Consider the following 26965-nt stretch of genomic DNA (forward strand, 5'->3'; position numbering starts at 1 on the left):
ACCCCGACCTCCCCGATGCTCGCCCGCCTCGCCGAACGCGGGGCCACCGGCGCCCTGTTACGGGACACCGGCGTGCTGTACCTCGCGGACGGCGCCGTCGTGCACGCCGAGAGCCCGGCCGCGCCGGGCATCGAGATCCTGCTCACGGTGGGCGGGCAGGTGTCGGGGGAGGTGTGGCGCGAGGCGGTGGACCGGGCGGGACCGCACTGCCGTATCGCCCGCTACCTGGTCGACCACGGCCGCGTGTCCGGCGGGCAGTTGGAGATCAGCCACCTCGCGGCGCTCTACGACGCGGCCTACTTCGTCCTCGCGCCCGGTGGCGGCCCTACCCGCTTCCGGCACGGCGCCGTCCACTGGTTCGGCGCGGTCCGCACGGTCGGCGTGCACGACGTGGACCGCGAGACCAGGCGCCGGCGCCGGTACCTCGCCGACCTGTGGCCGCACCCGCACCTGGACACCGCGCCGCCCGTCCGGCGCGACGACGCCGGGCTGCCGCCCGCCACCCGCAGGCAGCGGGACGTCCTGGACCTCGCCGACGGGCGGCGCACCCCGAGCGAGATCGCCGCCCGCCTGGGCCGCCCGGGGTTCCACACCCTGGTCGACATCCGCCGGCTGGCGGCCGCCGGGCACCTCGAGACCCCCGCTGCCGTACCGGCCGTGACCGTCACCGCGCCGGCCTGGGTGCGGGACGTCGCCGACGATCCCGACACGGCCCTGCTGCACCGGCTCCGTGACGCCTTGGAGGCCCACCTGTGAAACCCCCAGCCGCTCCAGCCGCCGCCGGGGCATGGTCCGCGCCGTCATGAGGCGGGGGCTCAGACACCGCGCCGAGAGGAGGAAGCCGATGCCGCCCGAGGCCGAGGCCGAGGTACGCGAGGAGCTGGCCCGGTTGCGCGCCAGGACCACCGAGGTGACGGCGGTGGTCGCGGCCAGCGTGGACGGCCTGGTGCTCGCCGCCGACCCGCCGCTGCAGGACGCCGAGAGCATCGCCGCGCTCACCGCGGCGGCGCTGGGGGTCGGGCTGCGGCTCGCCGACACCACCGGGCGCGGCGGGTTCCGCGAGCTGCTCGTCCGCGGCGACGAGGGCTACGTCGCGACGTACGCCGCCGGCTCCGCCTGCGTGCTGACCGTGCTGGCCGGACCGCGGGTCAACGTCGGCCGGCTGCACATGGAGGCACGCCGCTCAGGGGCCCGCGTCGCCGACCTGATCCACTCCGCCGCCGTAGGACCGGAGGATCCCTGACCGCCATGACCACCCCCCGCCGCCCGAGGCCGCGCGGCACCGCCGCGCACGCCCGGTCCCCCCGCACCGCACACCAGTCCGCCCGGCAGAACCCGCCGGACACACCGGAAACCCAGCAAGGGAGCCAGCTCACCGTGGCCAACACAGAAACCACCCTCAAGGACGCGATGACCTCGATCGAGGGGGTCATCGGCGTGGCGCTCGTCGACTACACCAGCGGCATGGCACTGGGCACGATCGGCGGCGGCAAGGAACTCGATCTCACGGTCGCCGCCGCCGGCAACACCGACGTGGTCCGCGCCAAGGCCCGGACCATGGAACTGCTCGGCCTCAAGGACGAGATCGAGGACATCCTGATCACGCTCGGGACGCAGTACCACCTGATCCGGCTGCTCAGGGGGCGCGGCAAGAACGGCCTCTTCCTCTACCTCGCCCTGGACAAGGGCCGGGCGAACCTGGCGATGGCCCGCCACCAGCTGCGGTCGATCGAGAGCGACCTCGACGTGTGAGGCGGTCCCGACGCCGCCGGCCGCACCGGACCCCGTCCGGTGCGGCCGCGCGCGCTCAGAACCCCTGGGCCCCGTGCCGACGATCCGGCTGGCGTCCATGCCGTACAGGGCCCTGGCGAGGCCGACTTCGACCGGCCCGGCGCCGGGCGCGGCGCGGGCGCGGCCGCGGAGCTAGGCTGAACGCAGCGTTCAGTCATCAGCGAGGTCGTGCAGGCAGGAGGCGGACGGAGGTGAGTGCCACGACCGGGCACAGCGGGCAGGCCGCCGCCGCGCCGGCCGCCGCCGCGGGCGCGCACGGCGAGGGGGCGGCGCGCGCCGGGCGGCCGCGCAGCGAGGAGCGGCGGGCCGCGATCCTCGCCGCCGCGGGCGCCCTGATGATGGAGGGCGGCCTGCGCGCCGCCACCATGGAGGCGATCGCGGCCCGCGCCGGGGTGGGCAAGGCCACCATCTACAAGTGGTGGCCGTCGCGCGGCGCGGTGGCGCTCGAAGGGTTCATGCTGCGGGCGGCCGGCTCCTGGACGCTGCCGGAGGGCGTCGACGCCCCCGAGGCCCTGCGCATCCTCGCGGTCGCCGCCGTCCGCCTGTTCACCGGAACGCCGGCCGGGCCGCTGATGCGCGCGCTGGCCGCGGACGCGCAGTCCGATCCGGAGGTCGCCCAGGCGCTGCGCGAGCAGTGGCTCGGTCCGCGGCGCGCGGTCGCGGCGGAGGTGATCCGGCAGGGGATGGAGCGCGGCGAACTGCGCCCAGGACTGGACGTCGCGGTCACCCTCGACCTGGTCTTCGCGCCGGTCTACTACCGGCTGCTGTTCAGCCACGACGCGCTGGACGAGGAGTTCGCCGAGCGCGCCGTCGAGCAGGTGCTCGCCGGGATCGCCGGCGACGCCCGCCCGCCGGACCGCCCGCCGCGCGAACCCCCGGCACGCGAAGCCTCGGAGCGGGCACCCTCGGCGCGGGAATAGCCGCCGTGCCCTCGGCGCTCTTACTGAACGCAATGTTCAGTAATTGGCCGCCCGGCAACCGACCCGCGGAGTCCCGATGACAGCGCGTACCGCGTCCCCCTCCCCGAAGCCCCAGCCGGAGACCGATCCGGCGATCGAGCCGGACGCCGAGTGGCAGCCGCATCCACAACCCCCGGCGCGCGCGCTGCGCTGGGTGATCCTCACCCTGGCCGTCGCCTGCGGTGCGAGCGTCGCCAACCTGTACTACGCGCAGCCGCTGCTGGACCTGCTCGGCCGCACCTTCGGCGTCGGCCAGGGCGAGGCCACCGTCGTCGTCACCGCCACCCAGATCGGATACGCGCTGGGCCTGGCGCTGCTCATCCCGCTCGGCGACCTGCTGGAGAACCGGCGTCTCGCCTCACGCACGCTGCTCGTGACGGCCGCCGCCCTCGCGGTGGCCGCGTTCGCCCCCGACTTCTGGGTCTTCCTCGCGGTGTCCGCGGTGATCGGCGTGACCTCGGTCGTCGCGCAGATCCTGATACCGCTGGCCGCGCACCTGGCGCCCGAGGAGTCGCGCGGCCGGCTCGTCGGCCAGGTGGTCAGCGGCCTGCTGCTCGGCATCATGCTGGCCAGGTCCGTCGCCAGCTTCGCCGCCGCGGCGTGGGGGTGGCGCAGCATCTACGCGATCTCCGCCGGCGTCATGCTGCTCACCTCGCTCGCGCTGATGCGCATCCTCCCCGAGCGCCGCCCCGCGCACGCCGCGCGCTACGGCGAACTGCTCGCCTCGGTCGGCCGGCTGGCCCGCACCGAACCCCTGCTGGTGCGCAGGGCGGTGACCCAGGCGGCCCTGTTCGGCGCCTTCACCGCCTACTGGACCGCGGTCGCCTACGAACTCGCCGGCCGCCACCACCTGTCCCAGTCCGGCATCGCCGTCTTCGCGCTGGTCGGAGCGGCCGGTGCGGTCGCGGCCCCGCTCGCGGGACGCCTCGGCGACGCCGGCCACGGTGTGACCGGACGGGCCGCGGCCCTCGTCCTCGGGCTGCTCTCCATGCTCGTCGCCGGTCTGGGCGTCTCCCACCTCTACGTCCTCGCGCTCGGCGGCGTCCTGCTCGACTTCGCCGTACAGGGCCACCAGGTGCTCAGCCAGCGCGACATCTACGCGCTGCACCCGGACGCCCGGGCCCGCGTCAACTCCGTCTACATGACCTCCGTCTTCCTCGGCGGCGCCGCGTCCTCCGCCGCGACGGGCGCGGTCTACGGCGCCTGGGGCTGGACCGGTGTGACCGTGATGGCCGCGGCGCTCATGGCGGCCGGCCTCGCGGTGTGGACCCTGGAGAACGCCGCGCGCCTGGTCCGCAGGAGCGCCGCGCCGGCCGCCCGCTGAGACGTACGCCGTACCGCCGGGACCCGCCGCGGCCCCGGGCGCGAGGCGGACGGACCGCGCGCACCGGGACCGCCCGGCACCGGGACGGGCGCGCCCGGTCTCGTACCGTACCCCCGGGCTGCGCATCCGGTCGACGACCAGGCTGCGCACCACCTTCAGCAGCCGGCCGCGGACCGATCCCTCGGTGCTGTACAGGCGTTCGGCGTGCGGCCACGCGCGCAGCAGCGCCTCCTGGACGACGTCCTCCGCGAGGTGGTGGTCGCCGAGCAGCCTGGCGCGTACGCCGTCAGGGGTCCCCGGTGGTCACGGACCAGGCAGCGGAACGGGTCGGGGCGCGTCCACCCGGTGGTCGGCCGGGCCGTCGTGGGCGTGCCCATGGCGCGGCTCCCCGGAGATCGCGGATCGTCGTCGGACCCGGCCGTGGGCGGAGCGCGGTGCCGAATCGGTGCCGTCGCGGTGCCGCTCCGCGAAGAGGACCGCGGCGGGCTCGGCCGCCACGGTCCGCAGGTCGTCGACGAACACGCAGAAGGGCGCGTCGCCCTCCGGATTGATCCACAGGGCGGTGGTCTCCGGCAGCGCCGCGAGCAGCCAGTCGGCGGTGACCGCGATCAGCCCCGGCGCGCCGGGCGGCGCGTGGCGCGGGTCGCTGAACACCGTCGCGTACCCCATCCGCCCACCCGCGTGCGCGGCCGCCGCGCCCGCGCGGTCGGCGGGCAGGTACAGGGGTGAGCCGAGCAGCGCCCGCAACACGCCCTGCGCGCCGCCTTGTTCCGACACCCTGCGGCGCACGGCCGCGTCCACCGGATCGGTGGGCATGCCGAAGTCCGGTGTCTCGTCGTCGTCGACCGGGGCCGGCCGCACGGCGGCCAGCCAGATCCCGTTGGGCGTGCGCCGCCGGGCCGGCGCGCCGGTGGCGGCCGCGCCCGGCCGGGGGCCGGCGTGCTCTGCTGTGGTCATCGTCGTCTTCCGCGGAGTAGGGGCGTGGGTCCACCCGTGACACGGACCGCCGCCGCCGAAAGGTTCACATCGGCGAACACGACGTCCCCACTCCGCGGCCCGGCGTCCCGGGAGCGGTCAGCGGCGGCGCCGTCTGTTGGAGTAGGACCAGCCGGTGCCGACTCCCGCCATGTGCAGAGCGACGAAGAAGAGCCCGGCGATCATCAGGCTCAGCGGCGTGAACGCCGCGTCGGTGTCGGTGCCCGTGACGTTGATCAGATACGCGATGGCGAAGATGACGGCGCCTACGGCAGCCAGCATGCGAATCCCTCCCTGACGTGGGCCGGCGTTGCCGCCGGCGGTCCGTGGGAGCGCGATCTCGCGCTCCCACCCGACCGACTGCCCGCCAACCGGCGAGTGACGCACACCAGTTCGCCGGGCGTCGTCAGGGGGGCGGCGCGGCGGAGACGGTGAACCCCTCCGCGTCCATCTGGGCGAAGCGCCGATCGGCGAGGGTGAACGCCGTCGCGCGGACGCCCAGCGGCCGCTGGAAGGCGTTGCCGAGCTGGGCGGCCAGGCAGATCGCGAAGGCCACGGCGGCCCCCACGCAGCACAGCGCGGCCAGTTGCCGCATCGTCACCGCCACCCCCAGCAGCGCGGGGAAGACGATCAGCAGGCCGCCGCCGACCAGCATCGCGTACCACGTCACACCGGGCATCCGGCCGCCGGCCTGGGCGGCCCGGTCGGTCCTGGTCTGGTAGACGGTGGCGAGCGAGTCCTGCGCCGCCGACCTCGCCGCCTGGCGCGGCGCGGTCGCCGCCGAGGCCGTCCCGATCGCGGCCCTGATCCGGTCCAGGTCCTGCCAGGCCGCGGGGCTGGTACGGCCGTGTGCCAGCTCGGGGAACTCGACCGTGCGCACCGCCGTCGTGTACTGCCGCAGCAGCGAGCGGACCCGCGCCCGGTCGGCCGGTGCCAGCCCGCCCGCCGCCCAGTAGGTGTCGGCCAGCGCCCGGGACTCGTCGTACGTCCGCGACCGCGCGCTGCTGAGCGCGGACCATCCGCCGGCCACCTGGAAGCCGGTCAGCAGGATGAACGAGCTGAGCAGCACGGCGCCGATCAGCGACTGCGCCTGCCCGGTGAACTCCCCGGCCTTCGCCCGCCGCCCGCTGCCGAGGAACTTCCCGGCCAGGAAGGCGAAGGCGACGCCGCCGAGCGTGGAGAGCAGCGACACGACGTACAAGGACATGGCACTCCCGGCGGGCAGGCGGACGGTTCTGGCGGACGGGTCTGGCGGAAGGCTCGGTGGACGGGTCTCGCTGGACGGGTGGGCCGTGCCCGGTGGGCGGTACGGATCAGGTGCGGCGGCCGCTGCCGCGGGGAAGGGCGGCGGTCAGCGCGGCGGGCAGCATGACGCCCAGCAGGGACAGCAGCCACCAGCGGGCCGCCTCGGCGTCCCGCGGGTCCCCGAGCGGGCGAGCGCCCGGCTCCGGGGCGGTGAAGGAGAAGGGAGCGGGCGATCCGGCCGGGGCCGATCCGCCGGGCGGCGCGGCGGCGCCGGACGCGGCAGCCGCGGGGACCGGCCCGTTCGCGGGGGCCGCGGACGCGGCGCCGGCCCGGCCGCCCCGTCCGGAACGCGCCGACGGGGAGACCGCGCCGGGCGGGGACCCGGCGCCGGACGCCGGGCCGGTCGCAGGGCCGGACGGCGTGGCGGGAGCGCTGCCCGACGCGGGGGGAGCGGAGCTCGGGCCGGTCGCCGTCGGCGAGGCGGTGGGCGGCGCGGAGGTGGGCGGCGCCGAGGTCGGGGGCGGGGCCGTCGGCGGCGGGGAGGTGGGCGGGGGCGCCGCGGTCGCGCCGGGACAGGCGGCGCCCACCCGCACCACGAGCCCGCCGGGGATGGGCAGCGGGAGTCCCAGGAGCGCGACGGACGTGACGGCCCGTCCGTCGCCGCCGCACACCACCGCCAGCACCCCGCAGCGGTCGCCGCCGGCCGGGCGGCCGGGGAGCGCGTCCAGACAGCCGGCGACCACGGTGACGCCCGCGCCCCCTGCGGTCGCCGGGGACGCCGCGGAGGCGGTGGCCGCGTCCGGCGCGGCGAGGACGAAGGCGGTCCCCAGCGCCACGATGGTCAGCGTGCCCGCAGTCCGCAAGCCCCGTATTCCCGCCGGTAACAGAACGTCGCCGATGGAGGGCCGGCGCACAACGCGGCGCGCCCCGCTGTCCGTTGTCACGACTATGACGGTAAAGGGGTGACCTGGGACGTGTCAGGCGAAGAGGTATTCCCGGAACAATGGGCGGATGCATTCCTTTCCGATAATGCGATTAATTGGTGGATGAATGCGCCCGCTTGCGAACCGGCTCCCCAGAAACAGGCCGGATGCGCCGTTCCCGCGCCCTGCCCGCGCCGCGCACGGGCCGCGCACGGGCCGGTGGCCGCGTACCGCCTCCGCGGGCGGGGCGGGTGAGCGGCCGCACCGCCTCCGCATTCCGCGCCCGCTCCCGCTCCGAAGGGCCGGGCGCCGGGCCCGGCGTTACGGTGGAAAGGGCGTCAGCTGCCCGACGGGAGCGCATATGGTTCGGTCTGGCGAGGATCCGGGCGACGCGGGATTCTGCTTTGCCCGCCTGGCCGCCGCCGTCGTGGACCGGGACGGAATCGTGGTCGAGTGGTCCGCCGAGGCGGCCGCCATGCTGGGTCTGCCGGCGAGCGCGGTGAACGGTCGCCCGTTCCGCGCCCTGCTGGCGGACATGTCGAAGCGCTCGCAGATGCCGGACGTACCGGTCGGCGGTGTGGTGGAACTGAGGCACGGCTCGGCCGGCCGGCTGCGCGCCGCCCTGTACGCCGTACCGCTGACGGGCGCGGCCGCCCCGGCCACCGCGGGCATTCCGGCCGGCGCGGTCACCGCGCGCACCCTCCTGCTCTTCGCGCCGGCGGAGGCCGCGGTCGAGTGGGGCCACGGCGTGTCGCTGCTGCGCGCCCTGATGCGGCAGGGCGCGATGGGCCTGGGAATCCACGGCACCGACCTGTGCCTGGAGCAGACCAACGTCACCCCCGCCATGTTCGGCGGCCCGTCCTACCGCCCCGGCCAGCGGCTGCGGGACGTGCTCACCGAGCCGCACGCCGCCGAGCTCGAGGCGGTCCTGCTGCGGGTGCTGCGCACCGGCGATCCGGCGTTCACACAGCGGCAGAGCGTCCGCGACCAGCGCAGAGGCCACCGCCGATGGGTGCTGTCGCTCTCCGCGTTCCGGCTGGAGGACGCCGACGGCCTGCCCACCGGCGTGGCGGCGATGATCGACGACGTCACCGAGCAGGAACGCATCCGCCGCCACCGGGACCTGCTGCACCACGCGGCCACCCGCATCGACTTCTCGCTGGACGTCCACCGCACCTCCCAGGTGCTGGCGGAGGTGGTCACCAACGGCCTCGCCGATCTCGCCGCGGTCGACATCGCGCCGAGCGTGCTCGTGGGCGACGAGCCGCCGCGCACCCCCGCCCGGCTCGGCGCCCGGCTGCTGCGGGTCGCCGCCACCGGCAGCACCGGGCCGTGGCCGGCCGGCCTGCTGCAAGTCGGTTCCATGCACCCGCAGTTGCGCGGCAGCAGCGAAGTGCGCGACATCCAGCGCGGGGAGGGGGTCACGCTCGACCGCCACGCGATACTCCAGGCGCTCGGCGACGAGGACCTCGTCCGGCTGCTCGTCCCGGAAGACGCGACGTCGCTCGTCATCTCGCCGCTGTACGCCCGCGGCCATCTGCTCGGCACCGTCACCGCCTGGCGCACCGGCGCCTCGGACCCGTTCGACGCCTCGGAGGCGGAACTGCTCGGCGACATCGCGTCCAGGGCCGCCCTCGGCATCGACAACGCACGCCGCTACACCCGCGAGCACCGCGCCGCGGTCGCCCTGCAGGAACGCCTGCTGCCGCACGCGCGGGCCGACCTGCCGGCCGCCGAGACCGCGGGCGTGCACCGGAACTCGGGCGGCGGGACGGAGGTGAGCGGGGACTGGTTCGACGTCATCGACCTGCCGTCGCTGCGCGTCGCCTTCGTGGTCGGCGACGTCATCGGCCACGGGCTGGGCGCGGCCGCCACGATGGGACGGCTGCGGACCGCGGTGCAGACCTTCGCCGAACTCGAACTCGACCCCGGGGAACTCCTGGCGCACGTCGAGGACCTGGTCCAGCGCATGGCGAACGAGACTCCGGCGAGCGAGCGGGACTCCGTCGGCGCCACCTGCCTGTACGCCGTGTACGACCCGACCACCCGCCGGTGCACGCTGGCCAGCGCAGGTCACCCGCCGCCGGTCATGGTCGGTCCCGACGGCGCCGCCGAGGTGCTGGACGTGCCCCCGAACCCGCCACTGAGCGCGGGCGCCGAACTCTTCCAGTCGGTGACCGTCGACGTGGCGCCCGGCAGCGTCATCGCGCTGTACACCGACGGGCTGCTGGCGCTCGACCGGTACCGCGGCGGCCGCGACGTCCAGCGGTTGCGGGACCAGCTCGCCGTACGCTGCCGCCAGGGCGGCGGGCTGCCCGAGCTGGGCGAGCGCCTGATCGCGGACGCCGAGGAGGCCGCGCAGGAGGCGGCCGCCGGCTCCCCGGCCGACGAGGCAGGCCCGGACGGCGACGACATCGCCCTGCTGCTGGCCCGCACCCGTACGGTCAGCCGGGACGACGTCGCCGGCTGGCAGTTCCCCGCCGAGCTGGCGTCGGTCGCGGCCGCCAGGACCGCCGTCGCGGGCAAGCTCGCCGACTGGGGTCTGGACGAGCTCGCCTTCAGCACCGAGCTGGTGGTCAGCGAGCTGACGACCAACGCCATCCGGTACGCGGGCGGCCCCGTCGCGCTGCGCCTGATCCGCGGCGACGTGCTGATCTGCGAGGTCACCGACCCCAGCAACACCCAGCCGCGCGTGGTCAAGGCGGCCGCGACCGACGAGGGCGGCCGCGGCCTGTTCATCGTCGCCCAGTGCACCTCCCGCTGGGGCTGCCGCTACGGGCAGCAGGGCAAGACCATCTGGACCGAGCAGCCGCTCCCCGCCGCCCCGGAGACGAGGGCGTCCGCGGCGCCGAGCGGGCGCTGACTCCGGGAGCGGCCGCGGCGGGCCCCGGCCGCTCCCGCGCCCCCCGCGGTCGCCCGCCGTCCCCTGGCAGCCCCCGCCGCCCCGGCCGGTCCGGCCCGCGGAGGTAGGCTCGCTGAGAGGATGAGAGTTCAGCCATCGCGTGGTCATGGACGTGCGGGAGGCGGCAGGTGCCGGGTACGGAGAGCGGAGCGGGGTCGGCGGCGGCCCGGCGCGCGCTGTGGATGACCGCCGCGGCCGGGCTCGCCCTCGACCAGACGACGAAGGCCCTGGCGGCGGTGTACGTGGAGGGGCACGAGCCGCGGCATGTGCTCGGCGGCGCGGTGACCCTCACCGCCTACCGCAACTCCGGCGCGGCCGGCTCCTTCGCCCCGCACGCCACCCTCGTCTTCACCGTGCTGGCCGTCGGCGTGCTCGCCTTCATCGCGTGGACCGCTCCGGCGCTGCGGTCGGTGGGCTGGGGAGCCGGCCTCGGCCTGCTCTTCGCCGGCGCCGGCGGCAACCTCGCCGACCGCCTCTTCCGCACCCCCGGCTTCGGACGCGGCGCGGTCCTGGACTTCCTCCAGATCGGCCACTCCGGCATCTTCGACCTCAGCGACCAGTGCGTGACCGCCGGCCTGGTGACGGTCCTCGTACAGACCTTCCGCGGCGTCCCCCTGAAGGCCGTGGAGGAGGCCCACTGAGCCCCGGGGCCCACTGGACCGAGCGCGTGCCAGCGGCCGGCGCCGGGCGATCAGGCGCCGGCGTCCGCGGCGGGCGGCCGCGCGTCGCACTCGGCGTTCTGCACGGCGACGAGGTTGCGCTCCAGATGGGCCAGGCTGCGGAGCAGGGCCTCGCGTTCGGCCGGGGGCATGTCGCCGGTGGTCGCGGTCTCCAGGTCGGTCCACAGCTGCTCGACCTGCCCGCGCAGCGCGAGCCCGGCCTCGGTGCTCTCCACCAGGCCGGCCCGGCCGTCGCTGGGGTCGCGGCGCCGCCGTACGAAACCGGCCCGCTCCATCCGCTGCACGGTGCGGGACATCGACGCGGAGTCGGTGTCGAAGACGGCCGCGAGGTCGCTCTGGCGCTGCGGCCCGGTGTCCCACAGGTGCATCAGCAGCAGCTCCTGGCCGGGGTGCAGGCCCAGTTCGCGGAACAGCTGGCGGACCCGCAGGATGTGCAGCCTCGTCACCCGGACCATCGCGTTGCTGACCGGTCCGCCGGCCGCCGCGGTGGGCGACGGGACCCGCGCTCTGCTGTGCGGCGCCGCTGTCATGCCCTGACTTTACCTGTGCAGAACAGAAGTGCGCCCCCCCGACCGACCGGACGGCCGCTGCGGCGCGACCAGGGAGCCACGGGCCGCTCCCGCCTCGGGTTCGCTGACCGTGGCAACCGGGGGCAATGGAGTCCCCCGGAGCGGGAATGGATCGCGGCAGTGGCCGGTTACCTGTGGCGAACAGCTAATGAGCCGTGGCCCGCCCACGGCCGCTTGAGAAGAGGAACCACCATGGCCGACCTGAAGATCGCCGTCATCCTCGGCTCCACCCGCCCGGGGCGCAACGGCAAGGCCGTCGCCGACTGGGTGCTGGCCAAGGCCAAGGACCGCACCGCCGCCGACTACGACCTGATCGACCTGGTGGACTACCCGCTGCCGCACCTGGACGAGGCCATGCCGGCGTCCCTGGGCCAGTACGCGGGCGACCACACCAAGGAGTGGGCGGCCACCATCGCCCGCTACGACGGGTTCGTCTTCGTCACGCCCGAGTACAACCACTCGACGTCGGGCGTGCTGAAGAACGCCATCGACTACATCTACGGTGAGTGGAACAACAAGGCCGCGGGCTTCGTCAGCTACGGCGGCGTCGGCGGCGCCCGCGCCATCGAGCACCTGCGCGGCATCACCAGCGAGCTGCAGATCGCCCACGTGCGGCAGCAGCTGAGCTTCTCGCTGTTCCACGACTTCGAGAACTTCTCCACCTTCACGCCCGGCCCGCAGCACGACGGCGCGGTCGTCACGCTCTTCGACCAGCTGGAGTCGTGGGCCGGCGCCCTCAAGACCGTCCGCGCCTGAGTGCCGTACGGGCTGGCAGGCTGACCGGCTGACCGCGCCGGACCCCGCAGCACCACGGCGGCCGTCAGAACGCCGAGCCGGTCAGCGCCCCGAGCCGGTGACCGAGGCCGGGCCGGTCACTGCAGCGAGGCGAAGTCCTGGGTGAGCCAGACCGAGCCGGAGCCGTCGCGGTGCACGGCGATGCCGACGTAGACGAAGCCGGAGCTGAGGATGTTGCGGCGGTGGCCGTCGTTCGGCGCCTTCTCGTCGAGCATGCCCTGGGTCAGCCCGACGGCCATCGTCGCGATCGCCTGCGGGGTGTCGGCCACCGGGCCGCCGACCCCGATGTTCTCGCCCGCGGACGACCAGTGCACACCGTTCGCGGTCTCCCGGTCGCCGAACGGGTCCTCACCCGGGCACTGGTGGGACAGCCCGCAGCCGGCCTCCATCACCTGGTTGTGCTGTGTCGCGCTCGCGGTGAGTCCGGCGAGCAGCTTGTACGCGGGCAGGCCCTGCTGCGCCCGCGCCGTGTTGATGAGGTCGAGGACCTGCTGGACGGCGGAGCCCGCCGTGGTGGCGGTCGGGGCCGGCGTCGGCGTCGGCTTCGCGGTGGGGGTCGGTGCCGGAGTCGTCGGCGCCGGCCGGGTCGCGGTCGGCCGCGGGGTCGGCCGGGAGGAGCCGGCCGACGGCGCGGCGGTCGGCGGCGGGGTGTGGTGCGCGGGGGTGTGGTGCGGCGGGGTGGGATGCGCCGAGGAGTGCCCGCCCGGCCGCCAGCCGGCGGGCTGCGCCGCGTGCCCCCAGGCCGTCTGCGCCTGATGGTGCTCCGGGTGCCCCATGCAGGCGAACGCGGTGCCGCCGCCCACCACGGCCAGCGCGGCCGCGCCGGACAGGGCCATGCGTATCCGGGGCGTGCGCGGGGCGCGGTGGCCGGCGGACCGGGAGGTACGGCGGTGGCTGCTCATCCGGGGCTGCTTTCGTGGGAGGGCCTGGACGCCCGAGCGGCCGCGGCCGGCGCGTGGTGGGGTGGGGACGCAGCCGGGGGCAAGGGGGCCGACCGCTCGGGCCCGACCGAATCTAGGGCTGAGCGCCCCTGGTGAGGGGCCTTCGGACCCGCGCTTAAGGTTCCGCTGAGAAAGCCCGCATGCCGCACTTCACTTCGCTGCCCGCCACCCGGCCCACCGCCCCACCAGGACGCCGGCCACCCCCGCCAGGACAGCGGACGCTTCTACCAGGACACCTCGGAGATCGCCGCCTTCGGCTGCGGGTGGAGCGTCGCGGTGATCTGCGAGCGGTGGTGCGAGCCGGAGAAGGTGACCACCAGCTCGTCAGGGGCGTGCTGCGCCGTCTGCGTGGTGAAGCCGGGAGCCGGCACAGCGGACACCAGGCACACCGCCTCGGCGCCCCAGCGCGCCGTGACCTGCCCGCCCTGGGAGTGCACGGTCTGCGCGCCGACGCCGCCGTCCCGGCAGTCGGCGGACGGCGTCGCCGACGGCTTCCGCGGGGTCGGGGCCGGACGGCTGGGCGTGGCCCGGTGGGACGGCGACGCCTTGGGCTTCGGGGTGGTCGTGCGCGAGGGCGAGGGCGAGGGGCTCGGCGAGGTCGTGATCGGCGCCAACGTCCCGCCGCCCGGCGCGATCGGCAGCGCGCGGGCGGTCGGCGGCATCGGCGCGGTGGAGTGCACCACGTAGCGGACCGTCAGGAACACGGCGGTGACCGTCACCGCCGTGCAGGACAGCCAGACGAGGAAGTAGCGCAGCAGCCGGGACACGGCCCCATCATGGCCGATCCGCTACGGTGTGCCGCATGGCCAGCGTCCTTGTCATCGAAGACGACCCGGTCATCCGCTCCTCTCTCATAGAGGCGTTGACCTCCTTCGGGCACGTCGTGCGCAGCGCCGCCGACGGCTTCGGCGGCCTGCGCGAGGTCACCCGGGCCCGGTTCGACGCGGTGGTCCTCGACCTCGGGCTGCCCGACATCGACGGCAGGGACGCGCTGCGGATGATCCGCGGCATCTCGCACGTCCCGGTGCTCGTCGCCACCGCCCGGGACGACGAGGCGGAGATCATCCGGCTGCTCAACACCGGCGCCGACGACTACCTGGTCAAGCCGTTCTCCGGCGGCCAGTTGGAGGCCCGGCTGGCCGCGGTGCTGCGCCGCTCGCAGCCCTCCGACGGGTACGCCCGCGGGCCCGCCCCGCAGGCCCCCGCCGCGCCGCCGCTGGAGGTCGGCGACCTGCGGATCGACGAGCAGGCCCGTACCGCGCTGCTCGCCGGACGTGAACTCGACCTGACCCGGCGGGAGTTCGACCTGCTCGCGTATCTCGCCCGGCGCACCGGAGCGGTCGTCTCGAAGCAGGAGCTGCTCTTCGAGGTGTGGCGGGAGCCCTACGTCGACGACCAGACCGTGCACGTCCACCTGTCGGCGCTGCGCCGCAAACTGGGCGAGCGGGCGGTCCGGCCGCGCTATCTGCACACCGTGCGCGGCGTGGGCTTCAAGCTGGTGGCGCCGCATTGAGACGGACCCTCGCCGGCATAGCCCTGGCGGTCACGACGATGGTGGCCCTGTCGTTCCTGATACCGCTGTCGCTGCTGGTGCGGTCCGAGGCCCGCACCCAGGCGATCACCGCCGCCGAGCAGCGGGCCGCCGCCCTCGCCCCGGTCCTCGCGCTCACCACCGACACCGCGAGCCTGCGGCAGGCCGCGGCGAGCGTGGACGCCGACGACCGGCTCGCCGTGCACCTGCCGGACGCGCCGCCGATCGGCACCAGCCACGCGCCCGCCGCGCTGCTGGGCCGCGCACAGCGCGAGGGGGCGGCGCTGACCGGCGACGTGCCGGGCGGCTGGGCCTACCTCCAGCCCGTCGTGCTCAACGGCGGCAGGGTCGCCGTCATCGAGGAGTTCGTGCCGCGCGCCGAGCTCACCCGCGGCGTCGCCGAGTCCTGGTGGGTGATGGCCGCGCTCGCCCTCGGCCTGGTGCTCGGCTCGGTCCTGGTCGCGGACCGGCTCGCCGCCCGGGTGGTGCGCTCCTCGCGGCGGCTCTCGCACGCCGCGCACACCCTGGGCGCCGGCCGCCTGGACGCGCGCGTCGAGCCGATGGGACCGCCGGAACTGCACGAGGCGGGGATCGCGTTCAACGCGATGGCCGACCGGATGGTGCACCTGGTCGCCACCGAGCGGGAGCTGGTCGCCGACCTCTCGCACCGGCTGCGCACCCCGCTGACCGTGCTGCGCCTGGCCGCGGAACAGGCCGCCACCAGCGCCGACTCGCAGCGCATCACCGCCGCCGTCGGCCAACTGGAGGCGGAACTCAAGTCGATCATCGAGACCGCCCGCGCGCCGCTGGCCGTCCGCCCGGCCGGCGGCACCGTCCCGGCGGCCGGCCTCGGCGCCGCCCACCACTCCGGCGCGGGCGGCGCGGCGCAATGCTCGGCGGCCGAGGTGACCGCGGCCCGCGCGGCGTTCTGGGCGACCCTGGCACGCCAGCAGAACCGGCCGTTCGACCTCCAGATCACTCCCGAACCCACGACCGTCGCCGTCCCCGAGGACGAACTGACGGCCGTGATAGACGCGTTGGCCGGCAACGTGTTCCGGCACACCCCGCCGGGCGCCGCCTTCGCGATCCGGCTCGAACGCAGCGCGAGCGCCGTCACCCTCACCGTCACGGACGCCGGCCCCGGCATCGCCGACCCCGAGGCCGCCCTCGCCCGCGGCGGCAGCGACGGCTCCACCGGCCTCGGCCTGGACATCGCCCGCCGCGCGGCCGGCGCCGCCGACGGCTCCGTGCGCCTCACCCGCGGCCCGCTCGGCGGCGCCGACATCGCGGTCACCTTCGGCCTCGCCGACGAGCCCGTGCGGCGCGGCGCCCGCACCCGCCGGCGCAGACGCCGCCGCGGCCTGTGGGCGTACCGCTGAGCGCCCGGCCGGCGGCGCACGGTCCGCGCGGGTCGCCCGGCCGCGGTGGCGCGCTCGGCCGCGCTGGCGCCGTGCGACCGATCACCTAAGCTGGTCAGCAGGAGACACAGCGGACGGCGACACCTCCTGCGGGGGCAGGAGCGCGGCGCCCGACCCTGTCCGGCGCCGCACCCGCGGCGTGCCGCAGCGGAGCACGACGGACGGCTCGGTGAGGAGCATGGTCCACGCACCTGCCCCGGGCCCCCCGCCGGGCGCCACGCGAGGCGGCGACCCGCCCGCCCGCACACTGCCCACCACCGGTGACCCGGTCCTCGCGACCCGCTTCTCGGTCCCCGCCGTCCCGGCGACCTTCGTCCGCAGGGCGCGCCTGGCCCGGCTGCTGGGCGACGCCGTCCGCAAGCCGCTGATCCTGGTCAACGGCCCCGCCGGGGCCGGCAAGACGCTGTGCGTCGCCGACTGGCTCGCCCAGGACCCGCTGCCCTGGCCGACCGCGTGGCTCACCCTGGAGCGCGGCGACGCCGCCCCCGGCCTGTTCTGGTCGTACGTCCTGGAAGCCCTGCGGCACCACGGGGTGCCGCTGCCGCGCGAGATCGGCAGCCCCGCGCGCGCCGACGCGGTGGACCGGGCGATGCTCGCCCGGCTGGCGGCGTACCTGCAAGGACGCACCGAGCCCGTACTGCTGGTGCTGGACGAGTTCGACCGGGCCGACGCGCGGGAGGTCGCCGACCAGCTGGAGTTCGTGCTGCGGCACGCCGGGGACGGACTGAGGCTGCTGCTCGTCAGCCGTACGGAACCGCTGCTGCCGCTGCACCGCAGGCGCGCCGCCGACGAGATCGCCGACATCCGCGCCGCCGACCTCGCCTTCACCGCGCGGGAGACCGCGCTGCTGCTGGCCCGCCACGGTCTGGGCGCCGGGCACGAGGCGGCGCTGCTGCTCACCCGGCGCACCGAGGGGTGGGCGGCCGGGGTGCGGCTGTGCGCCCTGGCGATGGGGCAGTCGCACGACCCCTGCGCGTTCCTCGCCGACTTCGAGGCGGGCCACAGCGCCGTCGCGGACTTCCTGCTCGGCGAGGTGCTGGCCGGCCAGCCCGACGAGACCCAGGAGCTGCTGCTGCGCACGAGCATCCTGGACCGTGTCCATCCCGACCTGGCCGACGCCCTGACCGGCCGCGGCGAGGCCGCGCGCATCCTCGCCGGCCTGGAGCGGGCGAACGCCTTCGTGACCTCCGTCGGCCACTCCTGGTACCGCCTGCACCCCCTTTTCGCCGAGATCCTCCGCGTCCACCTGGGCGCCAGGCACCCCGGCATCGAGCAGGACCTGCACCGGACGACCGCCCGGTGGCTGAGCGAGGCGGGACAGCTCGACGCGGCCCTCGGGCACGCGGCCGCCGCCGGCGACTGGGAGTTCGCCGCCGGCCGGTTCATCGACGGCCTCGGCATCGGCCAGCTCTTCACCGGCCTGGACACGCAGCGGCTCGACGACGTCCTGTCCCGCATGCCGCCGCACGTGCGCGGCCAGGCCCCCGACATGATCCGCGCCGCCCGCAGCCTCGCCCGCTACGACGTCGGCCCCGGCCTGGCCCATCTGCGCCGGGCCGAGCAGGCAGAACAGGCCGAGCAGGCCGCTCGGGCCGCCGGATCGGCCGCCCCCGGCGGCCACCGCGGGGACCGCGCCCCCGACCGGGTGGCCGTGCGGCTGAGCCTGGCGCTGCTGCGGGTGACGGCCGGCGGGCTGCTCGGGTCCGCCGACACCGCGGAGGCCGCGGCCGTGGAGGCGGAGGCGTTCGGGAACGCGCTGCCGCCCGAGCAGCTGCGGCGCCATCCCGAACTGCCCGCACTGCTGCTCACCAGCCTGGGCGCCGCGGAGCTGTGGGCCGGGCGGCTGGACACGGCGACGGAGGCGCTGTCGGCCGCCGCCGGGACGGCGGACCTGCCGGTCACGGTGTCGCCGCGGCACGAGGCGCTCGGCCGGATCGCGATGATCGACTTCCTGCGCGGGTGGCCCGCACGCGCCGAGACCGCCGCACGCGCCGCCATCGCGGTGGCCGAGCAGGGCGGTCTGCCGCCGGCCCGCCGCAGCGGCGTCGCCCACCTCGTCCTCGCGGCGGTCGCGGTGGACCGGGACGAACTCGACGCGGCGCGCGCCGGCCTGTGCCGGGCGGCCGCGTCGCCGGGCGCCCGCCACGACCCGGTCGTCATCTCCGGCATCGCCCTCCTGAACTCCCGGCTGCTGCTCGCCCACGGCGACCCGCAGGGGTCGCTGCGCGCGCTGTCCGGAGCCGACGACCGCTCCCCGGTGGGAGTGCGCTCGCCCTGGGTCAGAGCCCGGCTCGCGCTGGCCGCGGCCGCCGCGCACCTGGCGCAGGGCCGCCCCCGGGACGCCCTGGCCGCCCTCGAAAGAGCCGACCCGACCGCGACCGGGACACCGGAGTGCGCCCTCCTCGCGGCGCGCGCCCGGCTCGCCGTCGGCGACGCGGCGGCGGCAGCCGGCATCCTGGACGCCCTCGACACCCCCGACTCCGTCGCGCGCGACCCCTCCGACCGGTCCGAAGGGCCGACGATCACCGTGCGCACCCTGCTCGCTCGGGCCGAGGCAGCCGAGCGCGCCGCGGACGCGGTCACCGCGCGCGACCTCGCGGTCCGCGCCCTCGACGCCGCCCGGCCCGAGCGGTTGCGCCGCCCCTTCCTGGAGGCCGGTCCCTGGCTGGCCCGCGCCCTGCGCGGGCACCCGGTCCCCGACGACCCCTGGCTGCCGCCCGCGATCGTCGGGCGGCGCCCCGGCGCGGCGCCCGACGGCGCCCGTCCCGTGGTCGTCGAACCGCTCAGCGACCGCGAGTACGAGGTGCTGCGCTGCGTCGCCCAGATGAAATCGACGGAAGAGGTCGCCGAGGAGCTGTTCCTGTCCGTCAACACGGTCAAGTCGCACCTGAAGAGCATCTTCCGCAAGCTGTGCGCCACCCGCAGGGGCGAGGCCGTCCGCCGCGCCAGGGAACTGGACCTGCTCTGACCCCCGGCGCCCCGGTGGCCCCGCCGCCGCGGGGGCCGCCGCGGTCAGTGCAGGATCCGCTCCTTCGCCTCCGCGTACTCCGCCTCGGAGATGTCCCCGTGCGCCTTGAGGTCGGCCAGCTTCGCCAGCTCGTCGAGGTCCCCGATGTCCGAGCCGCCGTGCGCGGGCGGCGCCATCCGCGCGTACCGGGAGCGCTGCCGGTCCTGGTAGGTGCTGACCTCGCGTTCGTTCATGCTGCCGCCCCGGGCGATCACGTAGAGGAACACGCCGAGGAAGGGCAGGAAGAGCACGCACAGCAGCCACGCGGCCTTGCCCGTGCCGCTCATGGCGTGGTCGCGGAAGATGTCGGCGATCACGCGGAACAGCAGGATCAGCCACATCGTCGCGCCGACGATGAACAACACCGTCCAGAAAGCGCCCAGCACCGGGTAGTCGTACGCCAGAAACACCTGTCCGTCCATGACTCTCCTCCTAATGGCCCGGACCTCCCACGGGGAGTCCGGCGTGTTCGGGCGTCACTCCGGAAGCCGGCGCATCTCCACGACGCGCAGCCCCAGCTCGTCGAAGCGCTGCAGCAGCCCGTGCAGGTGGGCGCCGTCGGTCACCGGCCCGCTCAGCACCGTCTCGGCGACGACGGGCTGCCGACGCAGCTCGGGGAAGGCTCCCGCCATCGTGTCGGACAGCGAGCCGGAGATCCGGAACTCGTACCGCATGGGACGCCCCTTCCGCGCTGCCGGCCGCCCTGCCCGCTCGGCCGGTCCGCTGCTCAGCCGGTCTCCTCCTCGGCCGACACGCCGGCCATGAGCACTTCGAGCCTCACATCGCTGCCGCCCGCGGACACCACCCGTGGCGGGTGGTCACCTGCCCGTCCTCCGTCGGCCGGGCGCCGTCGGCGGGTCCGGCGGCGACAATCACCCGCCACGGGGGTGCCGCCCGGCCGCCGGGCGGACCATCCTCGTCAGCACCGGACCCCAGGGCCGTACGGACGCGCCCCGGACCCGGCCCGCGCCGCTCGGCCGGAGCGGTCCGACCGGGCGCGCCCCCCTCGTCGAAGGGCCCCGAGCATGACCTCGTGCGTGCGATTCTGGCGCTGGCGGCGCAACCCGCTCAGGCGGGGCACCGACCGCGCCGAGGCGGCGGCAGTTGCCGTGGCCGGCGTGCTGGCGCTGCTCGGCGCCCCCGCGGCCGGCGTCGCCACCGGTCTGGGCGTCGCGGGCTCCGCGGAGCGGGCGGTGCCGGGACTGCACCAGGTCGCGGCGGTCGTGGTGCACCGCACGCCCGCCCCGACGGCGGTCTTCGGAGTCGACAACAACGGTCAGCGGGTCAGCGCACAGGTCCGCTGGAGCACGCCCGACGGCGCGGCCCACACCGGCCAGGCGCTGGTGAAGCCGGGGCTGGCCGCGGGCGCGCACACCTCGGTCTGGCTCGACGCCCGCGGCGCGCTCCGCCCGAACCCGCCCGACTCGTCGCAGGCCCAGGTCCGCGCCGTCATCTACGGGACCGCCGCCGCCACCGCCACCGGCGGCGCGGTCGGTTGCGGCTGGCTGTTCGCCCGCTCCGGCTTCGATCGGCGCCGCGCGGCCCGGCTGGACCGCGAGTGGGCCCTGGTCGGCCCGGTGTGGCGACGCCATCGCGCCTGACCCGGCCGGTCAGGCGTCGAAGCCGACGTGCACGTGGTCGTGGTGGGTGGCGTCGGAGAAGAACTGACCGGCGGCGCCGCCGGTCAGCAGCACGGGCCCGCCCACGTTGTACGAGCCGGCCGCGGCGGCCGCCCGCATGAAGCGCGTCACCAGCGCCCGTGAGGTGGCCGGATCGACCACGCGGTGGCCGTCGACGCGCCACACGTCGAACGCGCGGCCCTTCGGATGGTCGCTGGGCCGGTCGGTGCCGAAGACGTCCAGCGGATGCCCGGAGCGCACCACGCTCACCGAGATCCGGTACGGGCCCGCGAGCTCCAGCATCGCCCGCAGCACGGTGGCGTGCACCCTGCCGCTGCGCACGTCGGCGGCCGACGCGGGCGGCAGTTCGATACGGGGGTCCGCCAGCACCTGCCGCGCGGGGCCGGTCGGCGTGGTCGGCGGGCCCGGCCGCGCGGGGTGCAGCGCGGTCACCCGCCAGCCGGAGGAGGTGCGGCTGAGCCGCACGTCGACCGTGGTGCCGCCGTGCCGGACCGTCGAGCCGGACCGGGTGGCCTGCGAGCACACCACCAGGACGCTGGCGGAGTCCGTGAGGATGCCGCCGTACTGCGCGTCGATCACCCGCACCACGGCGGCGTCCGCGGCCGGCGTCAGCCCGCCCGTCTCGCCAGCCAGCCGTGCCGCGTCAGCGGCGGGGACACCGAGCGCCGCGACGCGGGCGGCGCCGCGGCCCGCGCCGCCCTGACCGGCCGGCCAGGTGCCGAGCGCCTCCACCACCCGCACCGCGGCGAGCTTGGCCGCCGGCTGGATCTCGCCGGCGCCCGGCCGCCAGGGCGCCGGCGCGGGCAGCGCGGCGGCCGCGCTCGCCGAGGCGGCCGTCCGCGGGGCGCCGGACGCCGACGCGGACCTCGACGCTGAGCCTGACGCGACGCCGCCGCCCGGCGCACCGGACCCGCCGGAGCAGCCGGCGAGTCCCGCCGCGCAGCAGCCCGCGGCGCCGAGCAGCACCGCGCGGCGGCCCGCCGTGCGGCCGGGAACGGGTTCGGGCGAGGTCGCGACCATGCCGTACACCTACCACCGGGCGGCCGGCGTGGACCCTTCCGGCGCGAGGCGTCCCCGGATGGGCCCCGCGGCGTCCGGGAATGCGGCGGCGGGGGAGCGCGTTATGAGGAGTGAAAATGACAATCGTAACGGAAGGTAGGTGGCAGTGATGGCCCGTAGCGAGCTGCGACCCGTGGTCAGGCTCCGTTCCACCGCCGGCACCGGTCAGACGTACGTGACCAGGAAGAACCGGCGCAACGACCCGGACCGCCTCGAACTGCGGAAGTACGACGCCGTGGCGCGCCGCCACGTGCTCTTCCGCGAGGCCCGCTGACCCGCGCTCCCCGGGCCGCGCGCCCGGGGACGGGGACCGACCCGCCCACCGACACCCGAGAGGACATCCGATGAGGAACGGCATCCACCCCGAGACCCGCCTGGTCGTCTTCCGCGACAAGGCCGCCGACTCCGCCTTCCTGACCCGCTCCACCGCTTCCAGCGACAAGAGCGTCGTCTGGGAGGACGGCAGGACCTATCCGGTCGTCGACGTGGAGGTCTCCTCGGCGAGCCACCCCTTCTACACCGGCAAGGCGCGCGAGCTGGACACGGCAGGCCGTGTCGAGCGCTTCCGCCGCCGCTACGGGCGCACCGCCGACTGACCGGCGCGCCCGGGTGGGGCGGGGCCCCACAGCTCCCCGCCCCAGGCCCGCGGGCTCCCGCGCGCTCCTCCGCTCCCGCGGAGGGCGCCGCGGGGGCCCGTTTTCGCGCGCACCGGTCCCCGGTGGGGCCGGCGCGGCGGACCGATCCCGTCCGGGCGGCGGCCGCCGCCTAGGCGGCCAGCTCCCGGGTGAGCGGGATGGCACGCGACAGGTACAGCGTCCCCAGCGTGATCACGCCGACGGCGGCCAGCTCCGGCACGATCCACCAGCCGGTGCGGATGCGCTCCCCGTAGAGCGTGACGCCGAGCAGGAGGCTGACCGTCGCGTCGCCCAGGGTCAGTGCGGGCTGCGAGGCGGCGATGGGACCGGCCTGCAGGGAGTTCTCCAGCAGGAAGACCGCCCAGATGCCGCAGACGGCGAACGCGTACGTCTGCCAGGCGGTGAGGAAGGCGCGGCCGCCGTGCTGCGAGAAGGTGTCGGCGGACGACTTGATCAGGGCGGCGGTGAGGGCGTTGCCGATCGCCGCCGCCGTGCCGAGCAGCGCCGCGCGGGCGGTGCCCGACGGACGTCTGCGGGACGCCGCGACGGTCAGCACCATCGCGCCGCCGCAGACGATCAGCGCGGGAATCCACAGGGCCATCGGCGCCTGCGTGCTGCCGCCCGAGGGGGCGGCGCTCGCCAGCGCCACCACCAGGCCGCCGACCATGCACCCCACGGCGACCCAGCCCGACCCCGGCAGCGCCCGATGCAGCACCGGCATCGCGATGAGCAGGGCGAACGGCAGCTCCAGGATGAACACCGGCTGGGCGAGCGCCAGCGGTCCCGCCACCAGCGCCAGCGCCTGGAACAGCGCGGCCCCCGCCACACCGCAGATGCCCAGCAGCCACACGGGCTGCCGCATCATGTCGACGAGCAGCCGGGGATGCAGCGCGTCCTCGGGCGGCACGGCAAGCGCGGCCTTGCGCTGCAGCACTGTCCCGGTCGCGTTGCTCGCCGCTCCGAGCAGCGCGAACAGGACGCACAGCACGATCGCCGTCAGAGCGCGCCTCCTGTGGATCGCCGGCCGGTCCGGGAGGGGAAGGACTCCCCGGAACCAGCATCCCCGCCGCGCCCCGGCTCCCGCGACTCGGCCACGCGCGGGCCGGCCCGCGCCGACCTGTTCGGCCCATCCGCGGGCCGCGTCCGCCGGGGTCCCGGCGCTCCGGTTCAGCCGGCCGGCGGCAGCCCCAGCCGTTCTCGTACCCGGGCACGCAGCACCTCGCACTCCGCCTGCCTGTGGCGGACCCGCCCCGGCGGGCGCTCCACGGCCCTGGGCGTGCTCACCGTCTGGCCGAGCCGGAACTGCTCACGGGTGAGGTCGAGTTCGATGCCGCTCGCCAGCCGGTTCCACCAATGGTGACCGGCGCGCTCGCCGTCGTGGTGCACCTCGCCGACCACGAGTGAGCCGCCGAAGAGGTCGTGCACGACGAGCGCGGTGATGTCGCAGTGGCCCCGGGCCGGGTTGTCCGGGTGCCACGGGGAGCGGGCGACGTCGTCGGGCGAGCAAGTGCCGGCGGCCCAGGAGGCACGCAGCGCCCGGTCGGGCCCGGTCGCGGTCAGCGGTCCCCGGACATCCGTGGCGGCGGTCGGGGCCGGGGGCGGCGTCGGCGTCGGTGTGGTCATGCCGGTCGTCATGGCCGCACCCACTGACACCGGCACCGGCACGGCACCGTCCCGCTGCGCCCGGCGGCGGAGCGGCAGGCGCGGCCGGGGGCGCGCCCACCCCGGGGGCGGTGTCCCCGGGTTCGGGTCTCGCGGCGCGGCGGTCGCACGCGTGATGATGGTGGGGTGAACCTTCCCGAACTCGCGGTGTTCCTCAGGTCCCGGCGCGCCAGGATCAAGCCGGCGGACGTCGGCCTGCCGACCGGGCCGCGGCGCCGTGTGCCCGGTCTGCGGCGCGAGGAGGTCGCCCGGCTGGCCGGGCTGTCCGTCGACTACTACACCGAACTGGAACGCGGCAGCAGCGCCCAGCCGTCCGCCCAGGCGCTGGCGGCGCTCGCCCGTGCGCTGCGGCTGCGCGGCGACGAGCGCGACCACCTCTTCCACCTCGCCGACCGGCCGGTGCCGCCCGCGGCGCAGGGCCCGACCGCCCACGTGCAGCCCGCCCTGACGGGTCTGCTGGACCGGCTCGACACCACCCCCGCCCAGGTGATCACGGACCTGCACGAGGTCCTCGCGCAGAACGCCCTGGCCGCCTCCCTGCTCGGCCGGCCCCCGGCGGTACGGGGCCCGGCGGCCAGCTTCGTCTACCGCTGGTTCACCGACCCCGCCGCCCGCGCGCTCTACCCGCCCGACGACCACGCGCACCACTCGCGGGTCTTCGTCGCCGACCTCCAGGCGGTCGCCGCCCGCCGCGGCCGCGACAGCGAGGTGGCCGGCATGGTGGCCGCGTTGCGCCAGCGCGACGCGGAGTTCGCCGCGCTGTGGGACGAGCACGACGTGGCCCTGCGGCGGGTGGACCACAAGCGCATCGTCCACCCCGCGCTGGGGGTCATCGAGCTGGACTGCCACAGCCTGTTCAGCGAGGACGGCCGTCAGCGCCTGCTGTGGTTCACCGCGCCGCCCGGCACGCGGGGCGCTTCCCAGCTGGAGCTGCTCTCGGTCATCGGCTCACAGGACATGGCCGCCGAGGACGGCGCCCCGCGCACCTGCGCGCCGACCCGCACCGGTGACCCGGACGGCGTCGAGCGCTGACGTCCGGTCAGGAGGAGGCGGGCGGCCGCGCCATGAGGACGTCGACCGGGTCCTGGTCCTCCACCGTGAAGCCGTGCCGCTCGTACAGCCGCCGGGCGGCGCTGCCCTGCAGGACGTGCAGGCGTACGGTCGCGCCCTCCGCGTCGGTGCGCTCCAGCAGCCAGCGCAGCACGGCCGACCCCAGTCCACGGCCCTGGAGTTCGGGCGCCAGGTAGAAGTGCTCAAGCCACCGGCCCTGCTCCACCGGGCGCATCGTGACGCAGCCGGCGAAGGCGCCGTCCGCCTCGATGACCGAGGTGTGCCGGGGGGAGAACGCGTCGCGCAGCCGCTGCCGTACCCGGACCTCGTCGTAGCGGCCCAGCCGCACCAGGTCGGCGCGCATCACCGTCGCGCGCAGTTCGGCTATCACCTCGACGTCCGCGGCGCGGGCCGCGCGCAGCGTCCATCCGCCGTCCGGGCCGCGGCCTTCCGTCAGGCCCTGAGATGCCCCCTGACCTGGCCTGGCCGCGGCGGTCCGCTGTGCTGAGTCCATGGCGTCATCCTCACACGGCGCCTCCCGCGGCCCGCGCCGGGGGCCGTCCCGGTACTGCTGGATTGCGCTCACTCGTTCGGGGCGGACCGGGGGTACATGCGGGTGTGGGGGCAGCAGGCACGCGGTCGCGGCGAGGGGCGCGGCGCGCGGGTACGGATGCCGTCGGCGCTGCGGGCGCTGTCGGTCGCCGCCGCGGGGGTCGTCGTGCCGGCGGGCTGCGGCGGCTCAGGTGGCTCGGGCGGTTCGCCGGGTGCAGGCGGCGGTACGACTCCCGCGTCCGCGCCGCCGGCGACCTCTGCGGCCCCGGTCGCGACGGCCGCCCCGGCCGCCGGCAGGTCGACCGCTGCGGCGTCCGCGCCCGAGGGCTACGATCCGGCGCGTGACGCGGCGGCCGACATCGCGGCGGCCAGAGCGGCGTCCGCGAAGGACGGCCGCCCGGTGCTGATCGACTTCGGCGCCGACTGGTGCCCTGACTGCGTGGTGCTCGGGCGCACCTTCACCCGGCCCGCGACGGCCGGGCTGCTGCCCGTACGGTGGCGAACGCCGCCCAGGCGCGCAGCCTCATCCTCAGCCGGGAGGTCGACGCCGCCTTCGTCCTCAACCCGCGGACCCGTACCGACACCCTGCTGATCGCGTCCGCCGGCGGCCCGTCGGTCTCGGCCGCCGCCACGCAGGTGGTGCAGCAGGTGGAGACCGCACAGCGGCGCGCGTTCAGGGTCACCGACCTGCGGGCACCCGGCGCGAAGGACGGCCGCGGCCTGTCCTCGTTCTACCTGGTGCTCGGCTGGATGATCGGCGGCTACCTCGCCGCCGCCATCCTCGGCATGGCGGGCGGCGCCCGTCCCGCCACCACGCACCGCACCGTCATCAGACTCGGCAGCCTGGTGCCGTACGCGATCGCGTCCGGCCTCGGCGGCGCGATCATCGCCGATCCGGCGCTCGGCGCGCTGCCGGGGCACTTCGGGCAGCTGTGGGGGATCGGCGCCCTGATGGTGTTCGCCGTGGGAGCCGCCACGGTCGCCTTCCAGGCGCTGCTCGGCACCGCCGGCGTCGGCCTGGCGATCCTCGTCTTCGTCGTGCTCGGCAACCCCAGTGCGGGCGGCGCGTATCCCGCCTCGCTGCTGCCGACGTTCTGGCGGTCGATCGGCCCCTGGCTGCCACCGGGCGCGGGCACCACCACGGTCCGCAACACCGTCTACTTCGACGCGCACCACACCGCAGGGCCACTGTGGGTGCTCGGCACCTACGCCGCCGCCGGCATCCTCGTCTCCCTGGCCGCCTCCCTCGTCCGGCGGCGCCTGCGCCCGCAGGGCGGCCGGCGGTGAGCCGCGGTCCGGCGGAACGG

30 protein-coding genes and 1 pseudogene are annotated in these 26965 nt (G+C 76.1%); 17 read left to right on the top strand and 14 right to left on the bottom strand.

Annotated elements, in window-relative coordinates:
* The first annotated feature begins 15 nt into the window (after positions 1–15).
* The 5 genes from V2S66_RS24650 (at position 16) to V2S66_RS24670 (ending at position 4074) form a co-directional block, all read left to right on the top strand.
* Positions 16–756 carry a transcriptional regulator gene (locus V2S66_RS24650; RefSeq protein ID WP_330798577.1) on the top strand — a complete coding sequence of 247 codons (741 nt, stop codon included), beginning with the start codon at positions 16–18 and terminating at the stop codon, positions 754–756.
* 46 nt (positions 757–802) lie between these two features.
* Positions 803–1243 (top strand): roadblock/LC7 domain-containing protein, encoded by a 441-nt coding sequence (locus V2S66_RS24655; protein WP_330798513.1) that lies wholly within the window; start codon positions 803–805, stop codon positions 1241–1243.
* 134 nt (positions 1244–1377) lie between these two features.
* The gene (locus V2S66_RS24660; RefSeq protein ID WP_330798515.1) at positions 1378–1752 is read left to right on the top strand and encodes a hypothetical protein; all 375 of its coding nucleotides are present in this window, start codon (positions 1378–1380) and stop codon (positions 1750–1752) included.
* Between the two features lie 230 nt (positions 1753–1982).
* Positions 1983–2711, top strand: a complete 729-nt coding sequence (locus tag V2S66_RS24665; RefSeq protein ID WP_330798517.1) for a TetR/AcrR family transcriptional regulator — start codon at positions 1983–1985, stop codon at positions 2709–2711.
* 76 nt (positions 2712–2787) lie between these two features.
* Positions 2788–4074, top strand: coding sequence for an MFS transporter (locus tag V2S66_RS24670; RefSeq protein WP_330798518.1), 1287 nt, complete (start codon positions 2788–2790; stop codon positions 4072–4074).
* Between the two features lie 177 nt (positions 4075–4251).
* Here V2S66_RS24670 and V2S66_RS24675 read toward each other — a convergent pair.
* The 5 genes and pseudogenes from V2S66_RS24675 to V2S66_RS24695 form a co-directional block, all read right to left on the bottom strand.
* A pseudogene (locus tag V2S66_RS24675) lies at positions 4252–4344 on the bottom strand (sigma factor); the annotation flags it as partial.
* Between the two features lie 33 nt (positions 4345–4377).
* Positions 4378–5031, bottom strand: a complete 654-nt coding sequence (locus V2S66_RS24680; protein WP_330798520.1) for a hypothetical protein — start codon at positions 5029–5031, stop codon at positions 4378–4380.
* A gap of 117 nt (positions 5032–5148) precedes the next feature.
* Positions 5149–5331 carry a hypothetical protein gene (locus V2S66_RS24685; RefSeq protein ID WP_330798522.1) on the bottom strand — a complete coding sequence of 61 codons (183 nt, stop codon included), beginning with the start codon at positions 5329–5331 and terminating at the stop codon, positions 5149–5151.
* A 124-nt stretch (positions 5332–5455) separates the two neighbouring features.
* The gene (locus V2S66_RS24690; RefSeq protein WP_330798523.1) at positions 5456–6256 is read right to left on the bottom strand and encodes a bestrophin-like domain; all 801 of its coding nucleotides are present in this window, start codon (positions 6254–6256) and stop codon (positions 5456–5458) included.
* 106 nt (positions 6257–6362) lie between these two features.
* Entirely contained in the window at positions 6363–7157 is a 795-nt protein-coding gene (locus tag V2S66_RS24695) for a hypothetical protein (RefSeq protein WP_330798525.1), read from the bottom strand.
* Positions 7158–7578: 421 nt separating this feature from the next.
* Between V2S66_RS24695 and V2S66_RS24700 the strand changes: the two genes are divergently transcribed.
* Together V2S66_RS24700 and V2S66_RS24705 are read left to right on the top strand one after the other, a co-directional pair.
* Positions 7579–10080, top strand: a complete 2502-nt coding sequence (locus V2S66_RS24700) for a SpoIIE family protein phosphatase (protein ID WP_330798526.1) — start codon at positions 7579–7581, stop codon at positions 10078–10080.
* 167 nt (positions 10081–10247) lie between these two features.
* Positions 10248–10760 (top strand): signal peptidase II, encoded by a 513-nt coding sequence (locus tag V2S66_RS24705; protein WP_330798528.1) that lies wholly within the window; start codon positions 10248–10250, stop codon positions 10758–10760.
* A gap of 50 nt (positions 10761–10810) precedes the next feature.
* Here V2S66_RS24705 and V2S66_RS24710 read toward each other — a convergent pair whose 3' ends face one another.
* Positions 10811–11329 (bottom strand): MarR family winged helix-turn-helix transcriptional regulator, encoded by a 519-nt coding sequence (locus V2S66_RS24710; protein WP_330798529.1) that lies wholly within the window; start codon positions 11327–11329, stop codon positions 10811–10813.
* A gap of 231 nt (positions 11330–11560) precedes the next feature.
* Here V2S66_RS24710 and V2S66_RS24715 point away from each other — a divergent pair, with 231 nt between their 5' ends.
* Positions 11561–12124 (top strand): NADPH-dependent FMN reductase, encoded by a 564-nt coding sequence (locus V2S66_RS24715; RefSeq protein WP_330798531.1) that lies wholly within the window; start codon positions 11561–11563, stop codon positions 12122–12124.
* Between the two features lie 116 nt (positions 12125–12240).
* Here the strand turns inward: V2S66_RS24715 and V2S66_RS24720 are convergent, their stop codons facing one another.
* Both V2S66_RS24720 and V2S66_RS24725 read right to left on the bottom strand, forming a co-directional pair.
* On the bottom strand, positions 12241–13065 hold the full coding sequence (locus tag V2S66_RS24720; protein ID WP_330798532.1) for a CAP domain-containing protein: 825 nt from the start codon (positions 13063–13065) through the stop codon (positions 12241–12243).
* 263 nt (positions 13066–13328) lie between these two features.
* Positions 13329–13871 (bottom strand): hypothetical protein, encoded by a 543-nt coding sequence (locus V2S66_RS24725; protein ID WP_330798534.1) that lies wholly within the window; start codon positions 13869–13871, stop codon positions 13329–13331.
* 35 nt (positions 13872–13906) lie between these two features.
* Here V2S66_RS24725 and V2S66_RS24730 point away from each other — a divergent pair, with 35 nt between their 5' ends.
* The 3 genes from V2S66_RS24730 to V2S66_RS24740 all read left to right on the top strand — a co-directional run bounded on the left by V2S66_RS24730 (position 13907) and on the right by V2S66_RS24740 (position 19021).
* Positions 13907–14617 carry a response regulator transcription factor gene (locus V2S66_RS24730; protein ID WP_330798535.1) on the top strand — a complete coding sequence of 237 codons (711 nt, stop codon included), beginning with the start codon at positions 13907–13909 and terminating at the stop codon, positions 14615–14617.
* Complete coding sequence (locus V2S66_RS24735; protein WP_330798537.1) at positions 14614–16014, top strand: ATP-binding protein; 1401 nt, start codon at positions 14614–14616, stop codon at positions 16012–16014. Before V2S66_RS24730 ends, V2S66_RS24735 begins: the two co-directional genes overlap by 4 nt.
* Before the next feature lie 217 nt (positions 16015–16231).
* Complete coding sequence (locus V2S66_RS24740; protein WP_330798539.1) at positions 16232–19021, top strand: LuxR C-terminal-related transcriptional regulator; 2790 nt, start codon at positions 16232–16234, stop codon at positions 19019–19021.
* 44 nt (positions 19022–19065) lie between these two features.
* On the opposite strand, the gene V2S66_RS24745 is transcribed toward V2S66_RS24740, so the two are convergent.
* Both V2S66_RS24745 and V2S66_RS24750 read right to left on the bottom strand, forming a co-directional pair.
* On the bottom strand, positions 19066–19482 hold the full coding sequence (locus tag V2S66_RS24745) for an SHOCT domain-containing protein (protein ID WP_330798541.1): 417 nt from the start codon (positions 19480–19482) through the stop codon (positions 19066–19068).
* Between the two features lie 54 nt (positions 19483–19536).
* Positions 19537–19734: a hypothetical protein gene (locus V2S66_RS24750; RefSeq protein ID WP_330798543.1), complete on the bottom strand. Its 198-nt coding sequence runs from the start codon at positions 19732–19734 to the stop codon at positions 19537–19539.
* A 351-nt stretch (positions 19735–20085) separates the two neighbouring features.
* Between V2S66_RS24750 and V2S66_RS24755 the strand changes: the two genes are divergently transcribed.
* Positions 20086–20661, top strand: a complete 576-nt coding sequence (locus V2S66_RS24755; protein ID WP_330798544.1) for an Rv1733c family protein — start codon at positions 20086–20088, stop codon at positions 20659–20661.
* Positions 20662–20670: 9 nt separating this feature from the next.
* Here the strand turns inward: V2S66_RS24755 and V2S66_RS24760 are convergent, their stop codons facing one another.
* Positions 20671–21720 (bottom strand): hypothetical protein, encoded by a 1050-nt coding sequence (locus V2S66_RS24760; RefSeq protein ID WP_330798546.1) that lies wholly within the window; start codon positions 21718–21720, stop codon positions 20671–20673.
* Positions 21721–21868: 148 nt separating this feature from the next.
* Here V2S66_RS24760 and rpmG point away from each other — a divergent pair, with 148 nt between their 5' ends.
* Together rpmG and V2S66_RS24770 are read left to right on the top strand one after the other, a co-directional pair.
* The gene (gene rpmG / locus V2S66_RS24765; RefSeq protein WP_330798547.1) at positions 21869–22033 is read left to right on the top strand and encodes a 50S ribosomal protein L33; all 165 of its coding nucleotides are present in this window, start codon (positions 21869–21871) and stop codon (positions 22031–22033) included.
* Positions 22034–22103: 70 nt separating this feature from the next.
* Complete coding sequence (locus tag V2S66_RS24770) at positions 22104–22355, top strand: type B 50S ribosomal protein L31 (RefSeq protein WP_330798549.1); 252 nt, start codon at positions 22104–22106, stop codon at positions 22353–22355.
* A 169-nt stretch (positions 22356–22524) separates the two neighbouring features.
* Here V2S66_RS24770 and V2S66_RS24775 read toward each other — a convergent pair whose 3' ends face one another.
* The gene (locus V2S66_RS24775) at positions 22525–23385 is read right to left on the bottom strand and encodes a DMT family transporter (protein ID WP_330798579.1); all 861 of its coding nucleotides are present in this window, start codon (positions 23383–23385) and stop codon (positions 22525–22527) included.
* 176 nt (positions 23386–23561) lie between these two features.
* Positions 23562–24017: a YunG family protein gene (locus V2S66_RS24780; protein ID WP_330798551.1), complete on the bottom strand. Its 456-nt coding sequence runs from the start codon at positions 24015–24017 to the stop codon at positions 23562–23564.
* Between the two features lie 165 nt (positions 24018–24182).
* On the opposite strand from V2S66_RS24780, the gene V2S66_RS24785 reads away from it, so the two are divergent.
* The gene (locus V2S66_RS24785) at positions 24183–25088 is read left to right on the top strand and encodes a helix-turn-helix transcriptional regulator (RefSeq protein WP_330798553.1); all 906 of its coding nucleotides are present in this window, start codon (positions 24183–24185) and stop codon (positions 25086–25088) included.
* A 7-nt stretch (positions 25089–25095) separates the two neighbouring features.
* Here the strand turns inward: V2S66_RS24785 and V2S66_RS24790 are convergent, their stop codons facing one another.
* Positions 25096–25620, bottom strand: a complete 525-nt coding sequence (locus V2S66_RS24790; RefSeq protein WP_330798554.1) for a GNAT family N-acetyltransferase — start codon at positions 25618–25620, stop codon at positions 25096–25098.
* Between the two features lie 156 nt (positions 25621–25776).
* On the opposite strand from V2S66_RS24790, the gene V2S66_RS34625 reads away from it, so the two are divergent.
* Positions 25777–26250: a thioredoxin family protein gene (locus V2S66_RS34625; protein WP_413966473.1), complete on the top strand. Its 474-nt coding sequence runs from the start codon at positions 25777–25779 to the stop codon at positions 26248–26250.
* Positions 26154–26945, top strand: a complete 792-nt coding sequence (locus V2S66_RS24795; protein ID WP_330798555.1) for an ABC-2 transporter permease — start codon at positions 26154–26156, stop codon at positions 26943–26945. Before V2S66_RS34625 ends, V2S66_RS24795 begins: the two co-directional genes overlap by 97 nt.
* Positions 26946–26965 lie beyond the last annotated feature (20 nt).

It is taken from the genome of Actinacidiphila polyblastidii (genome assembly GCF_036353415.1).
In the GTDB taxonomy this organism is placed as follows: Bacteria; Actinomycetota; Actinomycetes; order Streptomycetales; family Streptomycetaceae; genus Actinacidiphila; species Actinacidiphila polyblastidii.